Below are 26,800 nucleotides of genomic sequence, written 5' to 3'. Positions count from 1 at the left end.
CGTGCCTACTGCTCCTTGAAGCGATAGCCGACGCCATACAGCGTCTCGATCATCTCGAAATCGTCGTCGGTCGCCTTGAACTTCTTGCGCAGCCGCTTGATGTGGCTGTCTATGGTGCGATCATCGACATAGACTTGGTCGTCATAGGCCGCGTCCATCAGGGCATTGCGCGACTTGACGACGCCGGGCCGCAGAGCGAGCGCCTGCAGGATCAGGAATTCGGTGACGGTCAGGGTCACGCGCTGGCCCTTCCAGGTGCAGGTATGGCGTTCCTCGTCCATGACCAGCGAACCGCGCTCGATCAGCGCCTTGCCGGTGCCCGGTTCGCCCCCGGAGCCGGCCGGAGCCGACGGATCGCGCGGCGCGGCGCGGCGCAGGATGGCCTTGACCCGCTCGACCAGCAGGCGCTGGCTGAACGGCTTGGTGATGAAATCGTCGGCCCCCATCTTGAGGCCGAACAACTCGTCGATTTCCTCGTCCTTGGAGGTGAGGAAGATCACCGGCACGTCGGATTTCTGGCGCAGGCGGCGCAGCAATTCCATGCCGTCCATGCGGGGCATCTTGATATCGAGAATGGCCAGGTCCGGCTTGTCGGTGGTGAGGCCTTCGAGGCCCGAGGCCCCGTCGGTATAGGTGGCGACCTGGTAACCCTCAGCCTCCAGCGTCAGGGACACTGAGGTCAGGATATTGCGGTCGTCATCCACCAGGGCGATCTTTGGCATGGTCTGCCTTTCTTGTTCGGACGCTTGCAGGCATCGGCTGTATTGGCCGTGAACCCTGCTTGCAGGCGACAATTACGCGTTAAATAAGGCGTGGCCAAGGGAAGCACAACCGGTGGTGCGACCTTCCGGCGCGATGCAACTTCCGTCTTAAGACCGATTTCGGGATGGTTGTACGACGAGTTCACCCCGTATTTTCAGCTCCATTAGCAGGTGGCGCCCATGTCACCGACGACGACGGAGCATACGCCAGATGACCTTGTTCGACCACGAAGCGCTCAGGAGCCAGATTGCCGGCCGGGCCGGCTCGGTGTCAGCAAACGATATTGCCCCCGTGCTGGTTGCACGGTCGCTGCAGGGCGAGGAATCCGAGCTGACGGTCGATGGCGCCGTCTCGGTGCGCACAGGCGCCTTTACCGGCCGTTCGCCCAAGGACAAGTTCATCGTTCGCGACAACCTGACGGAAAACACCGTCTGGTGGGATAATTCGGGCGCCATGAGCCCTGCACATTTCGACACGTTGCTGGCCGACGCCGTCGCCGCGCTGGGCGGGCATAGCGTGCTGCGGCAGGATCTGCTGGCCGGCGCCGACCCGCGCCACCAATATGCCGTTACCGTCATGACCCCCAGCGCCTGGCACGCTCTGTTCATCCGCAACCTGCTCATCCGCCCCGGCGAGATGGTCGAGGCCGGCGCCAATCCGACCCAGGTCACCATCGTGCATGCCCCCCATTTCCGGGCCGATCCGGCGCGCCATGGCAGCCGCACCGAGACGGTGATCGCGCTCGACATGAGCCGCAATATCGTGGTTATCGCCGGCACGTCCTATGCCGGCGAGATCAAGAAATCGGTGTTCTCGCTGTTCAACTTCCACGCCCCGCGCCAGGGCGTGCTGCCCATGCATTGCTCGGCCAATCTGGGCAAGGATGGCGAAGCGGCCCTGTTCTTCGGCCTGTCGGGCACCGGCAAGACCACGCTCAGCAACGATCCCGATCGCCCCCTGATCGGCGATGACGAGCATGGCTGGAGCGAAGACGGCGTCTTCAATCTCGAAGGCGGGTGCTATGCCAAGACGGTCAAGCTCAGCCCCAGCGCGGAACCGGAAATCTTCGCCGCCACCAAACGGTTCGGCACGGTGCTGGAAAATGTGGTGCTCGAAGAAGATCGGACGCCCGATTTCGATGACATCTCGCTCACCGAAAATACCCGCGCCGCCTATCCGATCCATGTGTTGCCGGCCATTGCCAAGGGCAGCGTGGGCGGCACGCCCAAAACCGTGGTGTTCCTCACCGCCGATGCCTTCGGCGTGCTGCCGCCGATTGCCCGGCTGACGCCGGAACAGGCCGTCTATCACTTCCTTTCGGGCTACACCGCCAAGGTGGCCGGCACCGAGCGCGGCGTCACCGAGCCGCAGGCCACCTTCTCGGCCTGTTTCGGCGCGCCCTTCATGCCGCTGCATCCCACCGTCTATGGCGACATGCTGGCCGAAAAGCTGCGTGCGACCGGCGCGGCGACCTGGCTGCTCAATACCGGCTGGACCGGCGGTGGGCATGGCGTGGGCAAGCGCATCGACATCGCCTCGACAAGGCGCCTGCTGACCGCGGCGCTCGATGGTAGCCTCGACACTGTCGAAATGCGCGAAGACGAGTTGTTCGGCTTTGCCGTGCCGCTCTCGGTCCCCGGCGTCGAAACGCGCCTCTTGACCCCGCGCCTCACCTGGACCGATGCCGAGGCCTATGACAACCAGGCCCTGCATCTGGCCGGCCTGTTCCGCCGCAATTTCGAGAAATTCGGCACCGAAGCCAATGCCGAACCCGGCCCGCGCCTGGCGCAAGCCGCCGAGTAACCGTCTCCTCCCGAGACGCCAAGGGCGCCCCACCGGGCGCCCTTTTTGTTTGTGTGGTGTGGCATGGCCCCATCCCGCCCCCGATATCATCCCGACCTTGAGCCGGAATCCATCCCGAGATCATGCCACGACCGCAAGCTGGGTCAGGTCGGAGTCGGTGCGATTTCTCCCCCGCCCACGGAGCGCACCTCCCCCTTGATGGGGAGGTTGGGATTGGGTGTCGGCAGCCCGGATATCGGGACCAAACACCCCCACCCTCATTCCCTCCCCACAAGGGGGAGGGAGGCGCATGACTGCATTCCGAGCGTCACTCGATGCCTCCGCAGTAACGGAGCAGGCTTCCCTCCCCCTTGTGGGGAGGGAATGAGGGTGGGGGTAGTCACACGCACAACCTTATCCATCTTATCCCCGTCCCCAAAACGGCCCGTATGATCTCCCCATCACCCCGCGCGGCGGCCTGCAGGCGAACAGTGGCGGGGTGAGCCGGGTGGGGGGGCTTTGCCTCTCCCACAGGTTCGAGTCCGGGCGGAAGCGTGTGCGCGACCCCCGTACAGTTCCAAAAACCGGCACCCCGAGGCGGCGAGCGTCTCAGTTTTTAATTTACTCAGGGGCGTCAGCCGTCTCAGGGTCCGCCTACCGCCATCCTGGCATGACACCGCGAGGCGCGAGCCGAGGCGGCGCTTCGGCATGCCGGAAATCAGGGAGCCGCCCTCAGTTGGGCGAATAGAAGATGTGCGAGCCGATCTGGGCGACGGCGTTATAGGTGTGCGACCAGGACGGGCTCACATTGGTCGTGTGGTAGTAGAGCGCCGAGCCGGGCACGGCGCCCACGGCTTCGCCAAGGGCGAATTCGGCATAGACATTCTCAGCCAGCGCGGCCGAGCGAGCCCAGGCACGGCGTTCGCCCGGCGCATCGGTGCGGCCGTCGCAGGCGAAGGTGAACTGGCAGCGGTGATAGCCCTTGTCGGCATTCTGGTAGATGACGCCGCACAGCGTGGACGGGAATTTGCCGGAGCGGGCGCGGTTGACGATGACATTGGCCACCGCGAGCTGGCCCACTTCGCTTTCGCCGCGCGCTTCGTGATAGATGGCCTGGGCCAGGCAATCGCGCTCGGCATTGGCATGCTCGAGACGCTGGGCGAGCGGCTGGTAGCCATTTTCGATATAGGCGGCGAGCGCTGCCGGGTTCAGCGCCGGCTCGGGCCGGGCGGTTGGGCTGGTAAAGCTGGCAATGGCCGAAACGGCGCTGTTACCGCCGAGCGACCCGCGGGCGATATAGCCCATCAGCACATCGGAGGTCAGTTCGCCACCGGCCTCGTTGCCGAGCACGTTGACAGCGCGCAGCGCCTTCTGGCGTTCCACATAATTGGCGAGCAGGGCCGGCGTCAGCGGCTGCTGGCCCGGGGCCAGCGGCACCATGGTCGGCCCGATGGCAGGCTGGGCGCGCAGGGCGATCAGATCGGCCGGCACCGGCAGCGGGGTCACATCGGCGACACGGATGGTTTCGGCATGGGCAGGCACGAGCGTCACGAACAGAACGAGCGCAACCGCGCCCAGGGCAAGCACATGCGAAACCGCACGCACAGCAATCTTCTGCCAGCTCTGCCCCAATGCCCCGTCCTTACCCCTGAGCCCGTCCAGCCATATCCGGCGGGCCTTCGTTCGGGCCCGTCATTGCGGACCCTCGTCACTTCCCGGCCGGCACCCTAACCAAGGTTACAAGGCGATGGAAGTCGAAATTTACGGCTGGTTAACTATGCCGGTTAGCTTCTTAAGTTAGGGTTAACCTAGGGAGCGGCGAATGAAAACCCTGTAAATTGAAGGACTTGCCCCTTGGTGAAAGGGCACTTTCGGCAATGGCTAAAAGTTTACGGAACGGTGCCGCAAGCCAGCGCTTTGCTGTGGATGTGTGGCGGGGAAGCCCGGCGGGGAGGGAAAGCGGGCTAGCGTTTGTCGAACGCGGCCAGCCGCACATGGTCGAGGCTTTCCATCACCGCGATGCCCAATGCGCGAATGGCCTCGTCCGGATAGACCAGGTCGGGCACCATGATGGTCTGCATGCCGGCGGCATGGGCGGCGCGCACGCCGGCATTGCTGTCCTCCAGCGCCAGGCAATGCAGCGGATCGATTCCCAGCCGCCGCGCCGCCGTCAGGTAGGGCTCGGGATGGGGCTTGGGATTGACCACATCGTCGCGGGTCACCACGGTCTCGAACAGATCGAGCAGGCCGGCCGCGCCCAGGTGATGGGTGGCATGGGGATTGCGCGACGAGGTCGCCACCGCCGTGGGAATGCCGCGCTCGCGCAGATCGGAAATAAATTCGCGGGCGCCGGGCTTGACCGGCACGCCGGCATGGCTGCGCTCGCGCATGATCACCCGGCAGCGCTCGTCGAACAGGGAATAGGGAAAGGTCACGCCATAGGCTTCGATCAGCAACTGGCTGGTCCGCTCGTGGCTGCCGCCGACCATGGACATATGCACCGCATCGGTCATCTCGAAGCCGAGCTCGGTGCAGACCTCGAAAACGATGGTCTTGAAGACGCTTTCTGTGTCGAGCAGGGTGCCGTCCATATCGAAGATGACGGCCTGGAACGGCGCGAGGCGCAGGATGTCGCTGTGGGATTTCATCTCGCTCGATATAGGGCGATTTGCGCTTGGGCGCTAGGCGGGGCAGCGAAAGGCTGGGTTGCGCAGTGACGCAGCAGATGACCTATGATGGCCGCCATGACCCGCTTCCAGCCCGCCCGCAACCACGAAATGCTCGGCGACGCCTTCTTCGATCGCGTTGCGCCGGCCATTTTCCCGCAGACCATATTGCGCCACCGCGACCAGCGCTGGGCCACGCGCATGGGGCTGGCCGATCTCAGTGACGCAGAATGGCTCGCCCATTTCGGCCGCTTTACGCCCCTGCCCGGCTCGCTGCCGCAACCCCTGGCGCTGCGCTATCACGGCCACCAGTTCCGCAGCTACAATGCCGATCTGGGCGACGGGCGCGGCTTTCTCTTCGCGCAGGGCTACGATCTGTCCGATGGGCGCCTTATGGATTTCGGCACCAAGGGAAGCGGCACGACGCCATGGTCGCGCGGCGGCGATGGGCGGCTGACGCTCAAGGGCGGCGTGCGCGAAGTGCTGGCGACCGAAATGCTCGAGGCGCTGGGCGTCTATACCTCCAAGAGCTTTTCGCTGATCGAAACCGGCGAAGATCTCTATCGCGGCGACGAGCCCTCGCCCACTAGATCATCGGTACTGGTCCGGCTCAGCCACAGCCATATCCGCATCGGCACCTTCCAACGCCTGGCCTATCTCGAAGATACCAAAGGGCTCACCCAACTGCTCGATTACGCCATCGCCAATTACTATCCCGATCTGGCCGAGGCGCCCGACAAGCCCGCCGCCTTCCTCGAAGCCGTCGTGGCCAAGGTCGCCCGTCTCGGTGCGCAATGGATCGCCGCCGGCTTCGTGCATGGCGTGCTCAATACCGACAATATCAACATTACCGGCGAAAGCTTCGACTACGGCCCGTGGCGGTTCCTGCCGGTCTACGATCCCGATTTCACCGCCGCCTATTTCGACGAAACCGGCCTCTATAGCTTCGGCCGCCAGCCCGATACGCTGGCCTGGAACCTCACCCGCCTCGCCGAATGCCTGCTGCCCCTCTCCAGCATCGAAAAGCTGGAGCCGGCGCTCAACACCGTCTGGCCCGCCTTCCGCACCGAACTGCCCCGCCAATTGCTGGCTCGCCTCGGTCTCAAGCCTGATGACACCGAAAGCGATGGCGCCTTCGTCACCGAGCTGTTCGGCTTCCTTTCCGCCAGCAAGGCGCCCTATGAACAATTCTTCTTCGACTGGCGCGGCGGCAGTCTCAGCGCCGAACGCGCCGCGCGCAGCCCATCGGCGGAACTCTATGCCAGCGAAGCCTTCCGCGCCGTCGCCGACGGCCTGGAACGCTACGCCCCGGCCGGTGACGTCAATCTCGATCACCCCTATTTCGCCCGGCCCCGGCCGCGCACCATGCTGATCGAGGAGATGGAAGCGGTCTGGGCACCCATTGCCGCAGCCGACGATTGGGGCCTGTTCGAAAGTACGCTGGCGGAAATCGCCGAGATGCGCGATGCCTATGGCATCATTCCCTGAGGAGGCCTCCATGCCCATCTACGCCCTTGACGGCATCGCCCCGCAGATCGACCCCGATATCGGCTGGATCGCGCCCACTGCCGTCCTGGTCGGCGATATCGTGGTCGGCGCCGAGGCCGGCATCTGGTTCGGCGTGGTCGCCCGCGGCGATATCGAGCGCATCACCATCGGCGCCCGCACCAATGTGCAGGAAAATACGGTCCTCCACACCGACAAGGGCTATCCCCTGAGCATCGGGGAAAACTGCACCATCGGCCATTCCGCCATCGTGCATGGCTGCACCATTGGCGACAATACGCTGATCGGCATGGGCGCCACCGTGCTCAACGGCGCGAAAATCGGCAAGAACTGCCTGATCGGCGCCAATGCCCTCATCACCGAAAACAAGGTGATCCCCGAAAATTCCATGGTCGTCGGCGCGCCCGGCAAGGTCATCCGCGAAATCGACGAAGAGGGCGTCAAAGCCCTGGCCGCCTCAGCCGACCGCTACGTGAAAAACGCCAGGCGCTTCGCCGCCGGCATGGTGGATGTCACGGCCAGGCCAAGCGATTTCGAGCCTGCCTGACACGGCCTGGCACCGCTCTCTCAAAGCCCTCATGGTGAGCCTGTCGAACCACGGGGGCGAGCGAGTGGAGGCCCGGTGCACGCCCCAACCACCGTGTCATCCCCGCGAAAGCGGGGATCCATCCTGAGATGACAAGACTTGGTCCGGTGGCAGAATGGTTCACCTTGCGGCTACGGTGCCATCTCAGGCTGGGTCCCGGCTCAAGGCCGGGATGACATTGGCGAGACTGTAGCGCCTCACCCAATCTCATACGGCACAATGCTCCGCCGATCCGCGGGCACGCTGATCGCCGCCGCCAGCGGCGGCACCGAGCGTTGCGGGCAGGTGCGCCGCTCGCAGATGCGGCAGGAAATCCCGATCGGGTCGAACGCGGCGTGGGTCAGGTCCACATCCGCACCATAAACCGTCCGCCCGGCATGGCTCACCTCGCAACCCAAAGCATAGGCATAGCGCCGCGTCGTGCCGTGATACCCGCCCGAGCGCTTCTCGGAGGACCAGGCGAGGCACAGATAGCGGTTGCCGTCAGGCGTCTCGGCCAGTTGCCTGATGATCTCGCCGCGCCCTTCGAAGGCGCGATGCACATTCCACAGCGGACACGCCCCGCCAAAGCGCGCAAACTGCAAAGCCGTCGCCGAATGGCGCTTGGTGATCGTCCCTGCCGCATCCACCCGCGCGAAGAAAAACGGCACGCCCCGCTCGCGCGGCCTTTGCATGGTGGAGAGGCGATGCGCCACCTGTTCGAGACTGGCGCCGAACAGATGGCCCAGTTCCTCGATATCATAGCGATGCGCCTCGGCCGCGCCGAGAAAAGCGCCATAGGGCATTTGCAGGGCGCCGGCGAAATAATTGGCCAGCCCCATGCGGGCAATGTCGCGCGCCTCCGCCGTCTTGAAGCTGGCGCCATCGAGCAATTGCCCCAGCAAGGTCGCCTGCTCCAGCCCCGCCAAGGTCACCGCGATCTGGAAGAACTGCGTCGACGGATCGAGCCGGCTGTTGACCAGCAGGTCCCGGTTGGCGCGGTCGAACTGGATAATAGTGTCGCCCTGAAGCGGCGGGGTCAGCGTCACGCGGATATTGTGCATTTCGGCACAATAGGTGACGAGCCGCCGCAGCCGGTCGGGCCCGAATTCACCCAGTTCCGTCGCCAGCGCCTCGGCCGCCCGGTCGAGCGGGTCGATGTAATTATCGGCATAGTGGAAGAAGTCGCGCACTTCCTCATAGGCCGTCTGCATCGATGATTGCGGATCGCGCGTCAGCGCCGCATCCACCCCGGCCAGCCGCTCATTGGTTTTCCGATAGCTCTCGTAAAGCTGCAGCATGGCCCGCGCCATATCGGGCGCATTGGTGGCGACGGTCTTGAGTTCCTGCAGGTTCGGCACAGCCTCGCCAAACACCGGATCGGCCAAAGCCTCGCGCAGGTCGGCCACCAGCCGGTCGGACGCATCGGTCATTAATTCGGATAGGTCGAGATTGAAGCCGTCGGCCAGCGCCAGCATCACCGAAGCGGTCAGCGGCCGCTGGTTGGATTCGAGCTGGTTGACATAGGAGGCCGAAATATCGAGCCGCGCCGCCAGCTCGCTTTGCGTCAGCTTGTGCTGGCTGCGCAAAGCCCGCAATCGCGCCCCGGCAAAGACCTTGCGTGCCGCCATCTTCACAAATCCACAAAATCACAAAACTGATCTTGTGTGACTGTAACACGCTTGCCCTTTCCCGTCTTGGGCAAGATGGCGCAAAGCGCTAGTCTGCTGCCTGATAACAGGGTGCGAGCATGCAGAAAATCATCGGCGAACTGGAAGAAAAGCGCATGCAAGCTCGCCTCGGTGGCGGGCAAAGACGCATCGATACCCAGCACGGCAAGGGCAAGCTCACCGCCCGCGAACGGCTCGATGTCCTGCTCGATCCCGGTTCGTTCGAAGAATACGACATGTTCGTCACCCACCGGGCGACCGACTTCAACATGGCCGATACCATCATTCCCGGCGATGGCGTGGTCACCGGTTGGGGCACGATCGAGGGAAGACTGGTCTATGTGTTCAGCCAGGATTTCACCGTCTTCGGCGGCTCGCTGTCCGAAACCCATGCCAAAAAGATCTGCAAGATCATGGACCTGGCCATGCAGAATGGCGCCCCGGTCATCGGCCTCAACGACAGCGGCGGCGCCCGCATCCAGGAGGGCGTAGCCTCATTGGGCGGCTATGCCGACGTGTTCTGGCGCAATGTGCAGGCCAGTGGCGCCGTGCCGCAAATCTCGGTCATCATGGGCCCTTGCGCCGGCGGCGCGGTCTATTCCCCCGCCATGACCGACTTCATCTACATGGTGAAGGACACCAGCTACATGTTCGTCACCGGCCCGGATGTCGTAAAAACCGTTACAAATGAAAGTGTTACGCAAGAAGAACTCGGCGGCGCCTCGACCCATACGAAAATTTCCTCGGTTGCCGACGCCGCCTTCGACAATGATATCGAAACCCTGCTCGAAGTCCGCCGCCTGTTCGCCTATCTCCCCCTCGCCGCCGGCCAGAAGCCGCCGCGCCTCACCACGCATGACCCGGTAGACCGGCGCGATGACAGCCTCGACACCATCATCCCCGACAGCGCCAACAAACCCTATGACATGCGCGAGGTGATCGAAAAGGTCGCCGACGAGGGCGAATTCCAGCAAATCCAGCAGGACCATGCCAGCAATATCCTCTGCGGCTTCATCCGCCTGGACGGCCACACGGTGGGCGTCGTCGCCAACCAGCCTTTGGTGCTGGCCGGGTGCCTCGACATCAACGCCTCCAAGAAAGCCGCCCGCTTCATCCGCTTCTGCGACTCTTTCGAAATCCCTATCCTGACCTTTGTCGACGTGCCGGGCTTCCTGCCCGGCGTGGCGCAGGAATATGGCGGCATCATCAAGCACGGCGCCAAGCTGCTCTTCGCCTATGCCGAAGCCACCGTGCCGCTGGTGACAGTCATCACCCGCAAGGCCTATGGCGGCGCCTATGACGTAATGGCGAGTAAGCATATCAAGGCTGACGTGAACTATGCCTGGCCGTCGGCCGAAATCGCTGTCATGGGCGCCAAGGGCGCGACCGAAATCCTCTATCGCTCGGAACTGGGCGACAAGGACAGAATTGCCCAGCGCACCGCCGACTACGAAGCCCGTTTCGCCAACCCCTTCGTCGCTGCCGAACGCGGCTTCATCGACGACGTCATCATGCCGCATGGCACCAGACGCCGTGTCATTCGCGCCTTCTCGACGCTCCGCCACAAGGCGTCGAGCATGCCGAAGAAGAAGCACGACAACATCCCGCTGTGAGGAGCGCCGACATGATCACCAAACTCCTCATCGCCAACCGCGGCGAGATCGCCTGCCGGGTCATCAAGACCGCGCAGAAGATGGGCATTGCCACAGTGGCCGTCTATTCCGATGCCGACCGGGAGGCCCTGCATGTCCGCATGGCGGACGAGGCCGTGCATATCGGCCCGTCGCCAGCCAAGGACTCCTATCTCCAGATCGACAGGATCATTGCCGCCTGCAAGCAGACCGGCGCGCAGGCTGTGCATCCCGGCTATGGCTTCCTCTCGGAAAATCCGAAATTCGCCGAGGCGCTGGAGGCTGCCGGGATCATCTTTGTCGGCCCGCCGGTCAAGGCCATCGAGGCCATGGGCGACAAGATCACATCCAAGAAGATCGCGGCGGAAGCCGGCGTCTCCACCGTGCCCGGCCATATGGGGCTGATCGATGACGCCGAGCACGCCGTCACCATCGCCCGGTCCATCGGCTATCCGGTCATGATCAAGGCTTCGGCCGGCGGCGGCGGCAAGGGTATGCGCATTGCCCACAATGATGCCGAAGCGCGCGAGGGTTTCGAGCGTTCCAAGTCCGAAGCCGCCTCATCCTTCGGCGACGATCGCATCTTCATCGAGAAATTCGTCACCGAGCCACGCCATATCGAAATCCAGCTCATCGCCGACGCGCATGGCAACGCCATCTATCTCAACGAGCGCGAGTGCTCGATCCAGCGCCGCAACCAGAAGGTCATCGAGGAAGCGCCCTCGCCCTTCCTCGACGAGGCCACCCGCAAGGCCATGGGCGAACAGTCGGTGGCCCTCGCCAAGGCCGTCGGCTACCAAAGCGCCGGCACGGTGGAATTCATCGTCGACAAGGACCGCAATTTCTACTTCCTCGAAATGAATACCCGCCTCCAGGTCGAGCATCCGGTGACTGAACTCATCACCGGCCTCGACCTGGTGGAACTCATGCTGCGCGTCGCCAATGGCGAAAAGCTGCCATTGACGCAGGACCAGGTGCAGCGCAATGGCTGGGCCATCGAAAGCCGGCTCTATGCCGAGGACCCCTATCGCAATTTCCTGCCGTCCACGGGTCGACTCACCCGTTACAGGCCACCGGCGGAAACCGGCACTGTGCGCAACGATACAGGCGTGTTCGAGGGCGGGGAAATCTCCACCTTCTACGACCCCATGATCGCCAAGCTCTGCACCTGGGCGCCCACCCGCATCGAAGCCGTGGACGCCATGGCGGTGGCGCTCGACAGTTTCGAAGTCGAGGGCGTCGGCAATAACCTGCCCTTCCTCTCCGCCGTCATGGAACAGGATCGCTTCCGCGAAGGCCGGCTGACCACTGGCTATATTGCCGAGGAATTCCCCGACGGCTTCCACGGCGCCGAACTCGGCGAACAGCACCTGTTCGACGTGACGGCCGCCGCCGCCATCATGATGGCCCGCCGCGAGCAGCGCCGCAGCGGTGCCGCGACGGAAAGCCAGTGGCATGTGCAGGCCGGCGAGACCGCGAACACGGTCACCCTGCACCAGCATGGCCTCGAAACCGTGGTCGATGTCGGCTGGCGCAGCGAAGCCGCCCATCTCCATTGGCAGCCGGGCGACAAGACCGCCCGGCTCGACTGGTCCGACGGGCGCAAGAGCGTGCTCAAGGTCAACCCGACCACATCGGGTTTCCGCATCCGCTATCGCGGCGCCGATCTCAAAGTGCTCGTGCTCCGCCCGCATATCGCGGCGCTGCTGCGGCATATGCCGGTGAAAGTCCCGCCCGACATGAGCCGGTTCCTGCTCTGCCCCATGCCCGGCCAGGTGGTGCGCGTCGATGTCAGCGAGGGCGATATTGTCGAGGACGGCCAGACACTGGCCATTGTCGAGGCGATGAAGATGGAAAATGTGCTCAAGGCCGAGAAGCGCGCCCGGGTCGGCAAGGTCCATGTCGTGCCCGGCGCCGTGCTGGCCGTGGATCAGGTCATGATCGAATTCGAGGCGGTGTGATGAGCCAGACGCCCACTTTCGCCCACTGGGCCGCCCTCGCGCAAAAGGAACTGCGCGATACCCCGCTCTCCTCGCTCGACCGCGACTATGGCGGCATTCCCGTCAAGCCGGTCTATCTCGGCCCCGATGGGCAGGTCCCCGGCGTCGAGCCATTCACCCGCGGCGTGCGCGCCACCATGTATGCCAACCGCCCTTGGACCATCCGCCAATATGCCGGCTTCTCCATGGCACGGGAGAGTAACGCCTTCTATCGGCAGGCGCTGGAAAAGGGGCAGAAGGGGCTTTCGGTTGCCTTCGATCTCGCCACCCATCGCGGCTATGACAGCGACCACCCGCGCGTCGTGGGCGATGTGGGCAAGGCGGGCGTCGCCATCGATTCTGTCGAGGACATGAAAATCCTGTTCGACGGCATTCCGCTCGATCAGATGAGCGTCTCCATGACCATGAATGGCGCGGTAATCCCCGTGCTGGCCATGTTCATCGTCGCGGCCGAAGAGCAGGGCGTGAAGCAGGCCCAGCTCGAGGGCACCATCCAGAACGACATTCTCAAGGAGTTCATGGTCCGCAACACCTATATCTATCCGCCCGAGCCCTCGATGCGGATCGTCGGCGATATCATCAGCCACACCGCGCGGCACATGCCGAAATTCAACTCCATCTCGATCTCGGGCTACCACATGCACGAGGCGGGGGCGACGGCGGTGCAGGAGCTGGCCTATACTTTGGCTGATGGCATGGAATATGTCCGCGCCGCCCAGAAGCGCGGCCTCGATATCGACGCCTTTGCCGGGCGGCTGAGCTTCTTTTTCGGCATCGGCATGAACTTCTTCCTCGAAGTCGCCAAGCTCCGCGCTGCCCGCCAGCTCTGGAGCGAGATCATGACCGGGCTGGGCGCAAAGGATGCGCGCTCGAAAATGCTGCGCACCCATTGCCAGACTTCGGGCGTCTCGCTGACCGAGCAGGATCCGCACAACAATATCGTGCGCACCACGATCGAGGCGCTGGCCGCCACTTTGGGCGGCACGCAGAGCCTCCACACCAACAGTTTTGACGAAGCCATCGCGCTGCCCACCGAGTTCTCCAGCCGCATTGCCCGCAATACCCAGCTCATCCTGCAGCATGAATCGCGCATCACCGACGTGGTCGATCCGCTGGGCGGCTCCTACTATGTCGAGGCGCTGACCAGCCAGTTGGTCGCAGAGGCGAAAAGGCTCATCGGCGAAGCCGAAATGCAGGGCGGCATGACCCGTGCCGTACAATCCGGCGGCCCCAAGCTCGAAATCGAAAAGGCAGCCGCCCAGCGCCAGGCCCGCGTCGATCGCGGCGAGGACGTCATTGTCGGCGTCAACCGCTACCGGCTCGACGTGGAAGACGCCATCGACGTGCGCGAGATCGACAATGCCAAGGTGCGCGCCGAGCAGGTCGCCCTGCTCCAGCGCGTCCGGGCCAGCCGCGACGAGGCCAAATGCCAGTCCATGCTGTCGGCCCTGCGCGAATATGCGGCCAAGGACGAGGGCAACCTGCTCGAAGCCGCCATCGAAGCGGCCCGCGCCCGCGCCACTCTGGGTGAAATCTCCGCCGCCATGGAAGACGTCTTTGGCCGCCACTCGGCCATTACCCGCGTCATTTCAGGCGTCTATGCCGGCGGCTATGGCGACGACCCCGAATTTGCCGCCATCAGCACCCGCATCGAGAGCTTCAAGGCCGCCCGTGGCCGCGCGCCTTCCATCTTCATCGCCAAGATGGGACAGGACGGGCATGATCGCGGCGCCAAGGTCATCGCCTCGGCCTTTGCCGATCTCGGCTTCGCCGTGCATATGGGCGACCTGTTCGAGACCGCGCCTGAAGTCGCCGCCCATGTCGATGCCCTCAAGGTCGATGCCGTGGGCGTCTCCTCGCTGGCCGCCGGCCACAAGACGCTGGTGCCCGAACTGATCGGCGCGCTCAGGGATCGCGACCTGGGTGAGGTCACCGTCATCGTCGGCGGCGTCATTCCCGAGCAGGACTACGACTTCCTCTATGCAGCCGGCGTGGCCGGCATTTTCGGGCCCGGCACCAATGTGCTCAGTGCCGCTTTTTCCGTGCTGAGCCAGATCGAGGGAAGGTTGAGCAATCGATGAGTACGCGTAAACCATCTGCCGTAGGCAACGACTTCTGGGTTTTCATTGCCACTGCGCCCAGTCGGGCACGCGTCCATCGGACCGGCTGTAAATACTGTCGCGACGGACACGGAATGGAAAACCAAGATCGCAAGCCGGGAAAACAAACGGGCGTTTCGTGGACCGGCGCACCAACGTTGAGTGCTGCTCAAGCAATCATGGGTCACGCAAAGTGTAAGGACACCGATCTCTGTAAGGTTTGCCTGTCGTCATGATTGGCCGCCTCAACCACATCGCCATCGCCGTGCCCGATCTCGCCGCGGCGTCGGCGAAATACCGCAACCTGCTGGGCGCCCATGTCGGCCAGCCCCAGCCCCTGCCCGAGCATGGCGTCACCGTCGTCTTCATCGACACCGGCAATACCAAGGTGGAACTGCTCGAACCCCTGGGCGACACCTCCCCCATTGCCGCCTTCCTCGAAAGGAACCCTTCCGGGGGCATGCACCATATCTGCTTCGAAGTACCCGACATCCGCGCCGCCGCGGAGGTGCTCAAATCCGGCGGCGCCCGCGTGTTGGGCGACGGCAGTCCCAGAACCGGCGCCCATGGCAAGCCGGTGCTGTTCCTGCATCCGAAGGATTTCGACGGCACACTGATTGAGCTGGAGGAAGTGTAGCAGGCATCCGCACTACATCCTCGCAGACCTCATGGTGAGCTTGTCGAACCATGTGGTCGAGCGAGTGGAGCTATCGTGCCCCGACCTCGTGGTTCGACAAGCTCACCATGAGGTCTGCCGGGGGCTCGGCAGTTCACCTGCCACCTTTCCCCGCCTTTCGTTTCGACCTAAAACGAAAGCACCATGCTCGATACCACCGCCCGCCATCAGGCCATTCTCGACCTTGCCCGCCAGCACAATCGCGTCACGGTGGACCAGCTCGCCGCCGAATTCGCCGTTTCGGTGCAGACCATCCGCAAGGATCTCAACACGCTCTGCGACCAGCGCCTTTTGACGCGCGTGCATGGCGGGGCCACTTTGCCCTCCGGCGTCGAAAATCTCGAATATGAGGCCCGCCGCCGCATCGCCGCCGAGGCCAAGGACGCCATTGGCCGGGCCGCCGCCGCCCTCATTCCCAATGATGCTTCGGTCTTCATCAATATCGGCACCACCACCGAGGCGGTGAGCCAGGCCTTGCTCGATCATTCGGGCCTTCTGGTCATCACCAACAATATCAATGTCGCCAATCGCATGCGGGTCTATCCGCGCTTCGAGGTGGTGATCGCCGGCGGCGTTGTGCGCCCTTCCGATGGCGGCATTGTCGGCGAGGCAGCGGCCGGGTTCTTTTCCCAGTTCAAGGTGGATTACGCCATTATCGGCGCTTCGGCGCTGGACGAGGATGGCGCGCTGCTCGACTACGACTATCGCGAGGTCAAGGTGGCGCAGGCCATCATCGCCAATGCGCGCCATGTGATCCTGGTGGCCGACCGGGGCAAATTTGCCCGCTCGGCCCCGGTGCGCATCGCCCGCATCGACCAGATCGCCACTTTCGTCACCGACCGCTGCCCCTCCGAGCGTTTCCGTGCGCAATGCGCTGCGGCCGGGGTCGATCTTGTCGAGGCGTTGCCGCAAAACCGTTAGCCCAACGCTAACCACGCGATCAGTTCATGTCCCTGATAAGCCAAACATAAACGCCCTTGGTCCAAGCTGCGTTCTAGGCTGGCCAGAAGGCCGGCAGCGGATGGCAAATCTTGAATTCGAACGCGTCACATATGCCCGAACACCGCCTGAGCTGGTTGCGGCCGATCCTGCTGCCGGCGCTGGTGGCGGTCATCGTCCTGGTGGCCGGCGGTGTCTTTCTCGACCGGCAGAGCAATGTGCTCAACGAAGAGCGCATGCGCGCGGCCGTACTGGCCGAGGTTTCGCTGATCCGGGCCAAGCTCGAGGGCAATATCAACGGCAATATCCAGCTCGTGCGCGGGCTGGTCTCGGTCATTTCCACCGAGCCGGATATGAACCAGGCACGCTATTCGGCACTGGTGTCGAACCTGTTCGAGGAACAGAGCCAGTTGCGCTCCATCGCCGCCGCGCCGGGCTTCGTCATTTCCATGACCTACCCGCTCAAGGGCAATGAAGCGGCTATCGGGCTCGATTACCGCACCAATGCCTTGCAGGGCGAAGCAGCCCTGCGCGCCCGCGATGCCGGCAGGCTGGTGCTGGCCGGGCCGGTCAACCTGGTGCAGGGCGGCCGTGGCTTCATCGGCCGCTTCCCGGTTTATGTGGATGGCCCGACCGGCCGCGCCTTCTGGGGCCTGGTCTCGGCCGTGGTCGATGTCGACCGGCTCTATGCCGATAGCGGGTTGTTCGATCCGGAACGCTCGGTCGATATCTCGATCACCGGCAAGGATGCGACCGGCAGCCAGGGCACGCGCTTCTTCGGCCCCGATCTGGTTGAACAGAACCCGGTGCTGGTGGAAGTTACCCTGCCGACCGGTTCGTGGGAAATCGCCGCCGTGCCCAAGGGGGGCTGGGCGGCGGCGCAGGACAATGGCTGGATGCGCGCGCTGATGGTCATTGCCGGCACGCTGATCCTGCTGCCCATCGTCATCACCGGGCGCCTGATGGGCGAGCGGCAGGAGCATTTCCGCGAGGTCAAGGCGCGCGAGGCCGAACTGGTCCGCCTGTCGCGCCGGCTAGGGCTGGCGCTTGACGTGTCCAAGGTCGGCGTGTGGGAAATGGACGTGGCCAGCGGCCGGGAAACCTGGGACGCCAAGACCAGCCAGTTGCATGGCCTGCCGACCGATGACGTGCCGCGCAGCCACAAGGACTGGATGGCCGCCGTCCATCCCGATGACCGCGCCCGCGCCGAATCCGATTTCCGCCGCATCATCACCGATGGGCGCAATGAGTCCAATTATCGCGTGCTGCTGACCGATGGCACGCTGCGCCACGTGCGCTCCATCGGCGCGCTTTATCGCGAGCCGGGTACGCCCGAGCGGGTGATCGGGGTCAATTGGGACGTGACCGATGACGTGACGCTCAACGAGGAGTTGCGCCGCGCCACGCAATTGACCGAGGCGCGCAATCACGAGCTCGAACTGGCCCGCGTGCGCATCGAGCACAATGCCCTGCATGACAGCCTGACCGGATTGCCCAACCGGCGCTATCTCGACGACATGCTCAAGCGCCACGCCGCCACCGGCTATCAGGACAGCGCCAGCATGGCGCTGCTGCATATCGACCTCGACCGCTTCAAGCAGATCAACGACACGCTGGGCCACGCGGCGGGCGATGCCATGCTGATCCATGCCAGCGCCGTGCTGCGCGACAATTGCAGCACTGCCGATTTCGTCGCCCGCATCGGTGGCGACGAATTCGTGGTGCTCACATCGGCCAGCCAGGGCGATATCCATCTCGCCACGCTGGCCGAGCGCATCGTCCGGCAGATGCGCCAGCCGGTGACCTATGAAGGGCATGAATGCCGCTTCGGCGTCAGCATCGGCATTGCCGCCGATCGCGGCACGCCCATCGACGTTAAGCGCCTGCTGATCAATGCCGATATCGCGCTTTACCGGGCCAAGGCGCGCGGCCGCAATCGCTTCGAATTCTTCTCTGAGGCCTTGCAGGCCGAAGTGGTCAAGACCAAGCGGGTGGCCGACGAAATCCTCAACGGGCTGGAGCGCAATGAATTCGTCGCCTGGTTCCAGCCGCAGTTCGATGCCCATACGCTCGACGTGGTGGGGGTCGAGGCGCTGGCGCGCTGGCAGCATCCGGTCGAGGGCATCAAGGCGCCCGACGCCTTCATGCCCACCGCCGAAGAGCTCAACGTGGTCGCCACCATCGACCGGCTGATCCTCGAACAATCGCTCGCCGCCCTTGATGGCTGGGACAAAATGGGCCTCGACGTGCCGCGCGTCTCGGTCAACGTCTCGCTGCGCCGGCTCAATGACGAAGACCTCATCAACGGGCTGCGCCAGCTCCATATCGAGCCGGGAAGGCTGTCGTTCGAGCTGGTGGAATCGATCTATCTCGACGAGGGCGATGCCGTGGTCGGCTGGAATATCGACCGCATCAAGGAATTGGGCATCGATGTCGAAATCGACGATTTCGGCACCGGCTATGCCTCCATCGTGTCGCTGCAGAAACTGCGCCCCACCCGCCTCAAGATCGACCGGCAATTGGTCAATCCGATCCTGGTCGATCCCGGCCAGCGGCAATTGCTCGCCTCCATCGTCGATATCGGCAAGTCGATGGGCATCGAGGTCGTCGCCGAGGGCGTCGAGACCATGGAACATGCCGCCATCCTGCGCGACCTCGGTTGCGATATCCTGCAGGGCTACGCGTTTTCCCGCCCGCTCAGCGCCGCCGATCTCGAAGCCTTCCTGCGTGCCGGCGCCTGGCGCAAGGCGTCGTAGCCGGCCATTCCCGTGATGCGGGACTCTCCCGCGCGAAAGATGGATTCCCGCCTTCGCGCGAACGCGATGCTGGGCTACAAGACCATCTTGTATGGAACTGGAGACTGGCATGAACGAGCAGAAGCGTTTTGGCATTGGCGTGGTTGGCGCCGGCATGGGGGCCAAGCCGCATGCCTTGGCGCTGCAGTCGCTGGCCGGCAGCATCGATGTGCGCGGGGTCTATCGCCGCAATCGCGCCGAGCTCGAAACCTTCTGCCAGACCTATGGCTTCCCGCCCGCCGACAGCTACGAGGCGCTGCTGGCCGATGACAAGGTCGACGCCATCCTTATCCTCACCACCCCCAATGCCCGCGAGGACCTCGTTGCCGCGGCCGCCCGCGCCGGCAAGCATGTGCTTATGGAAAAGCCGGTGGAGCGCACGCTGGCGGCCGCCGAGCGCATCGTCGCCACCTGCGACGCGGCCGGCGTCAAACTCGGCATCATCTTCCAGTTCCGCTTCCGCCACGCCTCGCGCCTCTTGGCCGAGATCGTCGCTGAGGAGCGCTATGGCCGGCTCGAAGCGGCCCATCTGGTGGTGCCATGGTGGCGCCCGCAGGCCGGCTATTACGACCAGCCCGGCAGGGGCACGGTGGCGCAGGATGGTGGCGGCGTGCTCATCACCCAGGCCATCCATTCGCTCGACCTGATGCTCAGCCTGTGCGGCCCGGTCGATGCCGTCACCGCCATGGCCAGGACCACGCGCCTGCACAAGATGGAGACCGAGGATTTCGTTTCGGCCGGACTCGAATTTTCCAATGGCGCGGTCGGTGCCGTCATGGCTACCACGGCCAGCTTCCCCGGCGGGCCGGAAAGCCTGACGCTCAATTTCGCCCATGCCACCGCCACGCTCACAGCAGGCAATCTCACCATCCGCACCATGGCGGGCGAGACCATCACCGAGGGCGAAACCAGCCAGGGTGGCGGCGGTGCCGATCCCATGGCCTTCCCCTTCGACTGGCACGCCGCCCAGATCGCCGACTTCGCCGACGCCGTGCGCCACGACCGCCAGCCGCTCAGCAACGGGCATACGGCTTTGCATGTGCATCGGTTGATCGAGGCGGTGATGGCGTCGTCGCGGGAGGGGAAACGGGTGGTGGTTTCTTCCTGACGATCCAGCATGTGCTGAATGCTACCCACACCACAGACCGTCACCCTCGGGCCTGACCCGAGGGCTCTGCACTTAACGAGGGTTCAGCAAGTATAGGGCCCTCGGGTCAAGCCCGAGGGTGACGATCGAGTTTTTAGCGCCCGCCTTACCCCGCCAGCGCCGCCTTCTTCGCCAGCCGCTCCTTGATGCTCTCTACGGAGGACTTCGGCGTCGCGGCAAACAGCGTCCGCGTATACTCGTGCTGCGGATTGCTGAACACTTCGTCGCGCGTGCCGTGTTCCACCACGTCGCCGAAATACATCACCATCACCTCGTCGGCGATGTAGCGCACCACGGAAAGGTCATGGCTGATGAACACATAGGTCAGCCCGAACTCGTCCTGCAGGTCCTTGAGCAGGTTGAGGATCTGCGCCTGCACGGAAAGGTCCAGCGCCGAGACCGGCTCGTCCAGCACGAGGAAGCTCGGATTGAGCATCAGTGCCCGCGCAATGGCGATGCGCTGGCGCTGACCGCCCGAGAACATGTGTGGATAGCGGTTGAAATGCTCGGGGCCGAGGCCGACCTTGAGCAGCATCTGCATGGCTTTCTGCCGCCGCTCGTCGTTGGGCATGTCGGTATTGAGCAGCAGCGGCTCGGCCAGCACTTCGCCGATCTTCTGGCGCGGATTGAGCGAGCCATAGGGGTTCTGGAAGACGATCTGCACCTTCTGGCGCATGGCGCGAGTCACGCCGTGGCTCTTGTCCACGGTCTCGCCGTCGATCAGGATATCGCCCGAGGTCTGCTGGTCGATCAGTGTGATCATGCGCGCCAGGGTGGACTTGCCGCAGCCGCTTTCGCCGACCACGGCCAGCGTCTTGCCCTTTTCGAGCTTGAAGTTCACGCCCTTGACGGCATGCACCACCCTGGCCGGGCGGAACAGGCCGCCCGAGGTCACATAATCGCGCTTGAGGTCGCGCACTTCGAGGACGGGCGTGGTCATTGGCCGACCTCCTGCGCAAAATTGTAGTCGGCCACGGTCGGCAGGCGATCGCCCACCGCATTTTCCGGCAGGGCCGAGAGCAGCGCGCGGGTATATTTCGAGGCGGGGTTCTCGAAGAGGGTCAGCACATCGGCCTCCTCCATCTTGTGCCCCTTATATTGCACGATCACCCGGTCGGCCGTCTCGGCCACCACGCCCATGTCATGGGTGATCATGATCAGCCCCATGCCGGTATCGGCCTGCAACTGCACCAGCAGGTCGAGGATCTGCTTCTGGATGGTCACGTCGAGCGCCGTGGTCGGCTCGTCCGCGATCAGCAGCTTGGGATTGCAGGCAATGGCCATGGCGATCATCACGCGCTGGCACTGGCCGCCGCTCATCTGGTGCGGGAAGGCGCCGAGCCGGTCGGCCGCGTCCTTGATACCCACCAGTTGCAGCAGCTCGATGGCGCGATTGCGCGCCGCCTTGCCCTTGAGATCCATATGGCGGCTAAGCACTTCCTCGATCTGGAAACCGACGGTGAAGCACGGATTGAGGCTCGCCACCGGCTCCTGGAAGATCATGGCAATGTCCTTGCCGATGATGCGCCGCTTGTCGCGCGCGCTCATGGTCAGCAGGTCCCGGCCTTCGAATTCCATCCTGTCGGCAGTGACCGTGGCGGTGCCGGGCAATAGCCCCATCACCGCCAGCATGGCCACCGACTTGCCGGAGCCCGATTCCCCGACAATGGCCAGCACTTCGCGGGCATCGACCGAAACGTCGATGCCGTCCACCGCCTTGAACAGGCCCACCGACGTATCGAAGGCCACGGTGAGGTTCTTGATATCAAGCAGAGCCATGGATCAGCTCCTCTTGAGCTTGGGGTCGAGCGCGTCGCGCAACCCGTCGCCGACGAGGTTGATCGCCAGCACCGTGATGAGAATGGCCAGGCCGGGGAAGGTCACCACCCACCAGGCGCGCAGGATGAACTGGCGCGCCTCGGCCAGCATTGTGCCCCATTCGGGAGTCGGCGGCTGGGCGCCGAGGCCGAGGAAGCCAAGCGCCGCAGCGTCGAGAATAGCGCTCGAAAAGCTCAGCGTGGCCTGCACGATCAGCGGGGCCAAGCAATTGGGCAGGATGGTCTTGAACATCAGCCGCATATGGCCGGCGCCGGCCACGCGGGCCGACGTCACGTAATCCTTGCCCAGCTCCCCCAGCACGGCCGAACGGGTCAGGCGTACGAAATGGGGCTGAAACACCAGGGCGATGGCGATCATCATATTGATCAGGCCGGGCCCCAGAATGGCCACCATGACCAAAGCCAGCAGCAGCGAGGGGAAAGCCAGGACCAGGTCCATGATGCGCATCAGCACGGTATCGACCCAGCCACCGGCATAGCCGGCAATGAGGCCGAAGACGATGCCGACGGACAGGGCAACCACCACCACGACGGCGCCGATCAGCAGCGAATAGCGCGCACCGTGGATCAGGCGGGACAGGATATCGCGGCCCACCGCATCGGTGCCGAGCAGGAAGTCCATGCGACCGCCCTCGACCCAGGCCGGCGGCACCAGCAGTGCATCGCGATATTGCTGGATGGGAGAATGCGGCGCGATCCAGTTGGCGAAGAGCGCCGTCAGCACCAGCAGGATGAAGACGACGAGGCCGATGACGGCACCGCGATTGACGGAGAAATAATACCAGAATTCACGCAGCTGGATCAGCGGGCTGATCTTGGGCGCGGCATTCGGGTCGGCGACGGTAACGGGAGTGGACATGTCGCCTCCTAATGGTGCCGGATGCGGGGGTTGATGAGCCCGTAGAGCACATCGACGATGAGATTGACCGCCATGACGATCAGCGCGATCAGCAACAGGCCCGCCTGCACCACCGGATAGTCACGGCGGGAAATGGCGTCGACCATCCACTTGCCGATACCCGGCCAGGAGAAGATCGTCTCGGTGAGGATGGCACCCGCCATCATCACGCCGACCTGCAGGCCGATCGTGGTCACGACGGGGATCAGCGCATTGCGCAAAGCGTGCTGGCCCACCACCTGGCGCGGCGCCAGACCCTTGGCGCGGGCGGTGCGCACATAGTCGTCCCCCAGCACTTCGAGCATGGCCGAGCGGGTCTGGCGCGCAATCACCGCCAGCGGGATCGTACCCAGCGTGATGGTCGGCAGAATCAAGTGCCGCAATGCCGAGATGAAGGCGCCATCCTGCGCTGACAGCAGGGAGTCGATGGTCATGAAGCCGGTCACCGTGGGGAAGAAATACAGCAGGTCGATGCGGCCCGAGACCGGGGTCCAGCCGAGATAGCCGGAAAAGAAGATGATCAGCAGCAGGCCCAGCCAGAAGATCGGCATGGAATAGCCGACCAAAGCGGTGCCCATCAGCGTCTGGTCATACCAGGAGCCGCGCTTGACCGCGGCGATGACGCCGGCCGGAATGCCCAGGATGACGGCGAAGAGCGTGGCGCAGAAGGACAGTTCCACCGTGGCCGGGAACAGCGTCAGGAAATCGCGCACCACCGGCCGCTTGGTGGAAATGGATGTGCCGAAATCACCGCGGAAGATGCCAGCCAGATAGTCCCAATACTGCACCCAGATCGGGCGGTCGTAGCCGAACTGGGTGAGGAGCGCCTGATAGCGCTCGGGCGAAACGCTGCGCTCGCCGGCGATGAGGAGAATGGGGTCGCCCGGCAGGACGCGGACGAAAGCGAAAGCCACGATCGTGATACCGATAAAGGTCGGTATGATCAGCAGCAGGCGATGGAGAATGAAACGGATCATGTGCTTTCCGGGAGGCCGGGGGCGGCAGAACCGCCCCCGGGCCTAGAGCGTTTCCAGCAAAAGCGGATACCACTTCTGCGCTTCGGAAACGCGGCCATAGAAATGCCGAGCGGCCCTGCGATCGAAATCGCAGGGCCGCTCAGGTCCCGATTACTCGGTGATGTCGACGCCGTCAAAGGCGTGGGTGCCCTTGGGGTCCATGACATAGCCGGTGACCTTGGTGCTCATCGGCATGAAGACCAGCGAGTGGGCAATGGTCGCCCACGGGGCTTCGCGCTTGAACACTTCCTGGGCCTTGATGTAGAGCGCGGTGCGCTCGGCCTGGTCGGAAATGGTCTTGGCTTCCTGGATGAGGGCGTCGAATTCCTCGTTGCACCACTGGGCGCGGTTGGCGCCGCCAACGGCGTCACAGCCGAGCAGCACGGCCAGGAAGTTGTCCGGATCGCCATTGTCACCGGTCCAGCCAAGCAGCACGGCGCCGTCACGATCGACATTGGACGACTGCTCGAGATATTCGGCCCATTCCATCGAGACGATCTCGACGCTGACGCCCACTTCGGCGAAGTCGGCCTGGATCAGTTCGGCCATGCGGCGGGCATCCGGGTTATACGGACGCGACACCGGCATTGCCCAGACCTTCATCGAGAGGTTCTCGACGCCAGCGGCAGCCAGAGCGGCCTTGGAGGCTTCGGGATCGTAGGGGTCGTCGATAGTGGCTTCGTCATACGACCACATGGTCGGCGGGATCGGGTTCTTGGCGACGCTGGCCTGGCCGGCGAACACGGCCTCGATGATGGCGTTCTTGTCGATCGCCATGTTGAGGGCCTTGCGGACGGCAGCGTTGTCGAACGGCGGCTGCTGGGTGTTGTAGGCCAGGAAGCCGATATTGAGGCCTTCCTGCACCAGCATCTGCAGGTTTGCATCATTCTGGATGATCTGCAGGTCGGCCGGGTTCGGGTAGGGCATGATCTGGCATTCATTGGCCTGCAGCTTCTGCAGACGAACCGCCGGATCGGTGGTGATGGCGAAGACCAGGTCGTCGATCGGCTGCACGCCGCCCCAGTAGTCGTCGAAGCTGGCATAGCGGATGGCCGCGTCCTGCTGGTAGTTGACGAACTGGAACGGACCGGTGCCGATCGGCTGCTGGTTCAGCATGTCCATAGTGCCGGCAGCGGCGAGCTGGTCGGCATATTCAGCCGACATGATCGAGGCGAAGTCCATGGCCATGTTGGCGATGAACGGGGCTTCGGGACGGGTCAGCACGAACTTGACGGTGTAGTCGTCAACCTTCTCGATGGCCGAGATCAGGTCGCCCATCGACATGGAGTTGAAATATTCCCAGGTGATGCCGGTCGAATAGGCATGCCACGGGTGATCGGTCTTCCACTGGCGCTCGAAGCTGAACAGCACGTCGTCAGCGTTGAAATCGCGGGTCGGGGGTGAAATAGTCGGTGGTGTGGAACTTCACGCCCTGGCGCAGGTGGAAAGTATATTCCAGACCGTCTTCGGACACGTCATAGCTCTCGGCCAGGCCGGGCTCGGTGGTCGAAGCGCCCTTGGTGAACTGCACCAGGCGGTTGTAGATCGGACGCGAGGAGGCGTCGAAGGTGGTGCCGGCAGTGTAGGGTGCCGGATCGAAGCCTTCAGGCGAGCCTTCCGAGCAGTAAACCAGCGTCTTGGCCTGGGCCGCGCCGACGGTCAGCGCGAGAACCGCGGATGCCGCCAGCAGCGTTTTCATCAATTTCATGATTGTTGTCTCCCGAAACTATTATGCGCACCCGGCTTTACCACCGGGGCTTGGGCGCCAACAAAGCCTAGAATCCATGGGAGCGCAAGCAGGCAGTTTGACCATTTGGTCAATCTGATGGCGGAGGAAACATCCTTCCACAGGATTGGACGGTTTTGGAATGATCCGTTCGGCGGCCTTGCGGTGGCTTGACCCGGCCGTGGCAGTGGTGATCCATGCTCCCATGAGCCAATCCATCGCCACCGTCTCGCTGCTCGTCGCCGATTATGACGATGCCATCACATTCTATTGCGACATTCTGGGTTTCGGCCTGGTCGAGGATAGCGACCTGGGCGACGGCAAGCGCTGGGTCGTCGTTGCCCCGCCCGGCCGTGCCGGGGCGCAACTGCTGCTGGCCAAAGCCGATGGCGAGGCCCAGCGCGCCGCCATCGGCAACCAGGGCGGCGGCCGGGTGATGTTCTTTCTCGAGACCAACAATTTCCTCAAGGAGCATGCCGCCATGCTCGAGCGCGGCGTGACCTTTCTCGAAGAGCCGCGCCACGAGGCCTATGGCTCGGTCGCCGTCTTCACCGATCTTTATGGAAACAAATGGGATCTCATCCAGCCCAAATCCTGATCCCGGCGCTGCTCCTGCTGGTCCTGCCCGCCACGGCACAGGAAACCGGCTGGCATTATTCGCCCCTGCCCGGCGAAGGCGACCGGGCGGCTTTGGGCTGCGCGCTCAATTCCACGCCGCAGGCCTATGCCTGTATCGCCGTGCGCTGCGAGGATGATTTCACCACCGGCGTCCATATCCATACCAGCCGGCAGCAGAGCGATGCCGGCGACTGGGCCATCACGGTGGACAAGGAAACCCGCTCCTTCACCGCCGAAAGTGCAGAGCCCTATGGGGCGCGGCTGGTCGGCGATTTTTCCTGGGTGCTGCATAATCTGAGCCATGGCGCGGTGGCCTATCTGGCGCCCGAAGACGGCTCGGCCATGCCGGCCAATCACATCCCGCTCGATGGCTCGCTTTATGCCATCAACGCCGCCCTCGCCTTTTGCGCGCCGCGCGTTTCGGTCGAACCGATCCCGGACGAGGGCGTTTAAGTCATTCATCACT

The 26,800-nt window shown here is 63.9% G+C and carries 20 protein-coding genes and 2 pseudogenes; 13 read left to right on the top strand and 9 right to left on the bottom strand.

What is annotated here, in order from left to right; all coding sequences use genetic code 11:
* Positions 1–5: 5 nt before the first annotated feature.
* Positions 6–722: a response regulator transcription factor gene (locus tag FPZ08_RS18365; RefSeq protein ID WP_146291660.1), complete on the bottom strand. Its 717-nt coding sequence runs from the start codon at positions 720–722 to the stop codon at positions 6–8.
* Positions 723–972: 250 nt separating this feature from the next.
* Here FPZ08_RS18365 and pckA point away from each other — a divergent pair, with 250 nt between their 5' ends.
* Positions 973–2,565, top strand: coding sequence for a phosphoenolpyruvate carboxykinase (ATP) (pckA, locus tag FPZ08_RS18360; RefSeq protein ID WP_146291658.1), 1,593 nt, complete (start codon positions 973–975; stop codon positions 2,563–2,565).
* 711 nt (positions 2,566–3,276) lie between these two features.
* Here pckA and FPZ08_RS18355 read toward each other — a convergent pair.
* Both FPZ08_RS18355 and FPZ08_RS18350 read right to left on the bottom strand, forming a co-directional pair.
* Entirely contained in the window at positions 3,277–4,149 is an 873-nt protein-coding gene (locus FPZ08_RS18355) for a cell wall hydrolase (RefSeq protein ID WP_146291655.1), read from the bottom strand.
* Positions 4,150–4,508: 359 nt separating this feature from the next.
* Positions 4,509–5,192, bottom strand: a complete 684-nt coding sequence (locus tag FPZ08_RS18350) for an HAD family hydrolase (RefSeq protein ID WP_246132704.1) — start codon at positions 5,190–5,192, stop codon at positions 4,509–4,511.
* An 87-nt stretch (positions 5,193–5,279) separates the two neighbouring features.
* Between FPZ08_RS18350 and FPZ08_RS18345 the strand changes: the two genes are divergently transcribed.
* Both FPZ08_RS18345 and FPZ08_RS18340 read left to right on the top strand, forming a co-directional pair.
* Complete coding sequence (locus FPZ08_RS18345) at positions 5,280–6,698, top strand: protein adenylyltransferase SelO (RefSeq protein ID WP_146291653.1); 1,419 nt, start codon at positions 5,280–5,282, stop codon at positions 6,696–6,698.
* 10 nt (positions 6,699–6,708) lie between these two features.
* Entirely contained in the window at positions 6,709–7,263 is a 555-nt protein-coding gene (locus tag FPZ08_RS18340; protein ID WP_146291651.1) for a gamma carbonic anhydrase family protein, read from the top strand.
* Between the two features lie 236 nt (positions 7,264–7,499).
* On the opposite strand, the gene FPZ08_RS18335 is transcribed toward FPZ08_RS18340, so the two are convergent.
* Entirely contained in the window at positions 7,500–8,912 is a 1,413-nt protein-coding gene (locus tag FPZ08_RS18335; protein ID WP_146291649.1) for a helix-turn-helix domain-containing protein, read from the bottom strand.
* 119 nt (positions 8,913–9,031) lie between these two features.
* Here FPZ08_RS18335 and FPZ08_RS18330 point away from each other — a divergent pair, with 119 nt between their 5' ends.
* The 8 genes and pseudogenes from FPZ08_RS18330 (at position 9,032) to FPZ08_RS18300 (ending at position 20,199) form a co-directional block, all read left to right on the top strand.
* Positions 9,032–10,564 carry an acyl-CoA carboxylase subunit beta gene (locus FPZ08_RS18330; RefSeq protein ID WP_146291647.1) on the top strand — a complete coding sequence of 511 codons (1,533 nt, stop codon included), beginning with the start codon at positions 9,032–9,034 and terminating at the stop codon, positions 10,562–10,564.
* 11 nt (positions 10,565–10,575) lie between these two features.
* Positions 10,576–11,932: pseudogene (locus FPZ08_RS18325) on the top strand (acetyl-CoA carboxylase biotin carboxylase subunit); the annotation flags it as partial.
* A 50-nt stretch (positions 11,933–11,982) separates the two neighbouring features.
* Positions 11,983–12,543, top strand: a complete 561-nt coding sequence (locus tag FPZ08_RS23065; protein WP_425457609.1) for a biotin/lipoyl-containing protein — start codon at positions 11,983–11,985, stop codon at positions 12,541–12,543.
* A complete protein-coding gene (gene scpA / locus FPZ08_RS18320; RefSeq protein ID WP_146291643.1) occupies positions 12,543–14,663 on the top strand; it encodes a methylmalonyl-CoA mutase in 2,121 nt (706 codons plus the stop codon). The genes FPZ08_RS23065 and scpA overlap by 1 nt, the downstream gene beginning before the upstream one ends.
* Before the next feature lie 250 nt (positions 14,664–14,913).
* Positions 14,914–15,318: a methylmalonyl-CoA epimerase gene (gene mce, locus FPZ08_RS18315; RefSeq protein ID WP_146291641.1), complete on the top strand. Its 405-nt coding sequence runs from the start codon at positions 14,914–14,916 to the stop codon at positions 15,316–15,318.
* 183 nt (positions 15,319–15,501) lie between these two features.
* Positions 15,502–16,278: a DeoR/GlpR family DNA-binding transcription regulator gene (locus FPZ08_RS18310; protein WP_146291639.1), complete on the top strand. Its 777-nt coding sequence runs from the start codon at positions 15,502–15,504 to the stop codon at positions 16,276–16,278.
* 131 nt (positions 16,279–16,409) lie between these two features.
* Positions 16,410–19,052 (top strand): bifunctional diguanylate cyclase/phosphodiesterase, encoded by a 2,643-nt coding sequence (locus FPZ08_RS18305; protein ID WP_146291638.1) that lies wholly within the window; start codon positions 16,410–16,412, stop codon positions 19,050–19,052.
* Positions 19,053–19,161: 109 nt separating this feature from the next.
* Positions 19,162–20,199 carry a Gfo/Idh/MocA family protein gene (locus FPZ08_RS18300; RefSeq protein WP_146291636.1) on the top strand — a complete coding sequence of 346 codons (1,038 nt, stop codon included), beginning with the start codon at positions 19,162–19,164 and terminating at the stop codon, positions 20,197–20,199.
* A gap of 145 nt (positions 20,200–20,344) precedes the next feature.
* Here FPZ08_RS18300 and FPZ08_RS18295 read toward each other — a convergent pair whose 3' ends face one another.
* The 5 genes and pseudogenes from FPZ08_RS18295 to FPZ08_RS18275 form a co-directional block, all read right to left on the bottom strand.
* Positions 20,345–21,178 carry an ABC transporter ATP-binding protein gene (locus FPZ08_RS18295; RefSeq protein WP_146291634.1) on the bottom strand — a complete coding sequence of 278 codons (834 nt, stop codon included), beginning with the start codon at positions 21,176–21,178 and terminating at the stop codon, positions 20,345–20,347.
* Entirely contained in the window at positions 21,175–22,017 is an 843-nt protein-coding gene (locus FPZ08_RS18290) for an ABC transporter ATP-binding protein (protein ID WP_146291632.1), read from the bottom strand. The genes FPZ08_RS18295 and FPZ08_RS18290 overlap by 4 nt, the downstream gene beginning before the upstream one ends.
* Positions 22,018–22,020: 3 nt before the next feature.
* Complete coding sequence (locus tag FPZ08_RS18285) at positions 22,021–22,935, bottom strand: ABC transporter permease subunit (protein WP_146291631.1); 915 nt, start codon at positions 22,933–22,935, stop codon at positions 22,021–22,023.
* Positions 22,936–22,943: 8 nt separating this feature from the next.
* Complete coding sequence (locus tag FPZ08_RS18280; RefSeq protein ID WP_146291629.1) at positions 22,944–23,951, bottom strand: ABC transporter permease; 1,008 nt, start codon at positions 23,949–23,951, stop codon at positions 22,944–22,946.
* A gap of 150 nt (positions 23,952–24,101) precedes the next feature.
* Positions 24,102–25,698, bottom strand: a pseudogene (locus FPZ08_RS18275) (ABC transporter substrate-binding protein).
* A gap of 223 nt (positions 25,699–25,921) precedes the next feature.
* Here FPZ08_RS18275 and FPZ08_RS18270 point away from each other — a divergent pair.
* Both FPZ08_RS18270 and FPZ08_RS18265 read left to right on the top strand, forming a co-directional pair.
* Positions 25,922–26,314: a VOC family protein gene (locus FPZ08_RS18270; protein WP_146293282.1), complete on the top strand. Its 393-nt coding sequence runs from the start codon at positions 25,922–25,924 to the stop codon at positions 26,312–26,314.
* Entirely contained in the window at positions 26,287–26,787 is a 501-nt protein-coding gene (locus tag FPZ08_RS18265; RefSeq protein ID WP_146291628.1) for a hypothetical protein, read from the top strand. Before FPZ08_RS18270 ends, FPZ08_RS18265 begins: the two co-directional genes overlap by 28 nt.
* The last annotated feature ends 13 nt before the right edge of the window (positions 26,788–26,800 follow it).

It is taken from the genome of Devosia ginsengisoli (assembly GCF_007859655.1).
Taxonomy (GTDB): Bacteria; Pseudomonadota; Alphaproteobacteria; order Rhizobiales; family Devosiaceae; genus Devosia; species Devosia ginsengisoli.
This window is presented reverse-complemented; position numbering and strand designations above follow the sequence as displayed.

Excerpts from the sequence above, each read along its gene's own strand:
- FPZ08_RS18365 (WP_146291660.1), bottom strand. The coding sequence starts at position 722 with ATGCCAAAGATCGCCCTGGTGGATGACGACCGCAATATCCTGACCTCA.
- pckA (WP_146291658.1), top strand. The coding sequence starts at position 973 with ATGACCTTGTTCGACCACGAAGCGCTCAGGAGCCAGATTGCCGGCCGG.
- FPZ08_RS18350 (WP_246132704.1), bottom strand. The coding sequence starts at position 5,192 with ATGAAATCCCACAGCGACATCCTGCGCCTCGCGCCGTTCCAGGCCGTC.
- FPZ08_RS18345 (WP_146291653.1), top strand. The coding sequence starts at position 5,280 with ATGGCCGCCATGACCCGCTTCCAGCCCGCCCGCAACCACGAAATGCTC.
- FPZ08_RS18340 (WP_146291651.1), top strand. The coding sequence starts at position 6,709 with ATGCCCATCTACGCCCTTGACGGCATCGCCCCGCAGATCGACCCCGAT.
- FPZ08_RS18335 (WP_146291649.1), bottom strand. The coding sequence starts at position 8,912 with ATGGCGGCACGCAAGGTCTTTGCCGGGGCGCGATTGCGGGCTTTGCGC.
- FPZ08_RS18330 (WP_146291647.1), top strand. The coding sequence starts at position 9,032 with ATGCAGAAAATCATCGGCGAACTGGAAGAAAAGCGCATGCAAGCTCGC.
- FPZ08_RS23065 (WP_425457609.1), top strand. The coding sequence starts at position 11,983 with ATGATGGCCCGCCGCGAGCAGCGCCGCAGCGGTGCCGCGACGGAAAGC.
- scpA (WP_146291643.1), top strand. The coding sequence starts at position 12,543 with ATGAGCCAGACGCCCACTTTCGCCCACTGGGCCGCCCTCGCGCAAAAG.
- mce (WP_146291641.1), top strand. The coding sequence starts at position 14,914 with ATGATTGGCCGCCTCAACCACATCGCCATCGCCGTGCCCGATCTCGCC.
- FPZ08_RS18310 (WP_146291639.1), top strand. The coding sequence starts at position 15,502 with ATGCTCGATACCACCGCCCGCCATCAGGCCATTCTCGACCTTGCCCGC.
- FPZ08_RS18305 (WP_146291638.1), top strand. The coding sequence starts at position 16,410 with ATGCCCGAACACCGCCTGAGCTGGTTGCGGCCGATCCTGCTGCCGGCG.
- FPZ08_RS18300 (WP_146291636.1), top strand. The coding sequence starts at position 19,162 with ATGAACGAGCAGAAGCGTTTTGGCATTGGCGTGGTTGGCGCCGGCATG.
- FPZ08_RS18295 (WP_146291634.1), bottom strand. The coding sequence starts at position 21,178 with ATGACCACGCCCGTCCTCGAAGTGCGCGACCTCAAGCGCGATTATGTG.
- FPZ08_RS18290 (WP_146291632.1), bottom strand. The coding sequence starts at position 22,017 with ATGGCTCTGCTTGATATCAAGAACCTCACCGTGGCCTTCGATACGTCG.
- FPZ08_RS18285 (WP_146291631.1), bottom strand. The coding sequence starts at position 22,935 with ATGTCCACTCCCGTTACCGTCGCCGACCCGAATGCCGCGCCCAAGATC.
- FPZ08_RS18280 (WP_146291629.1), bottom strand. The coding sequence starts at position 23,951 with ATGATCCGTTTCATTCTCCATCGCCTGCTGCTGATCATACCGACCTTT.
- FPZ08_RS18270 (WP_146293282.1), top strand. The coding sequence starts at position 25,922 with ATGAGCCAATCCATCGCCACCGTCTCGCTGCTCGTCGCCGATTATGAC.
- FPZ08_RS18265 (WP_146291628.1), top strand. The coding sequence starts at position 26,287 with ATGGGATCTCATCCAGCCCAAATCCTGATCCCGGCGCTGCTCCTGCTG.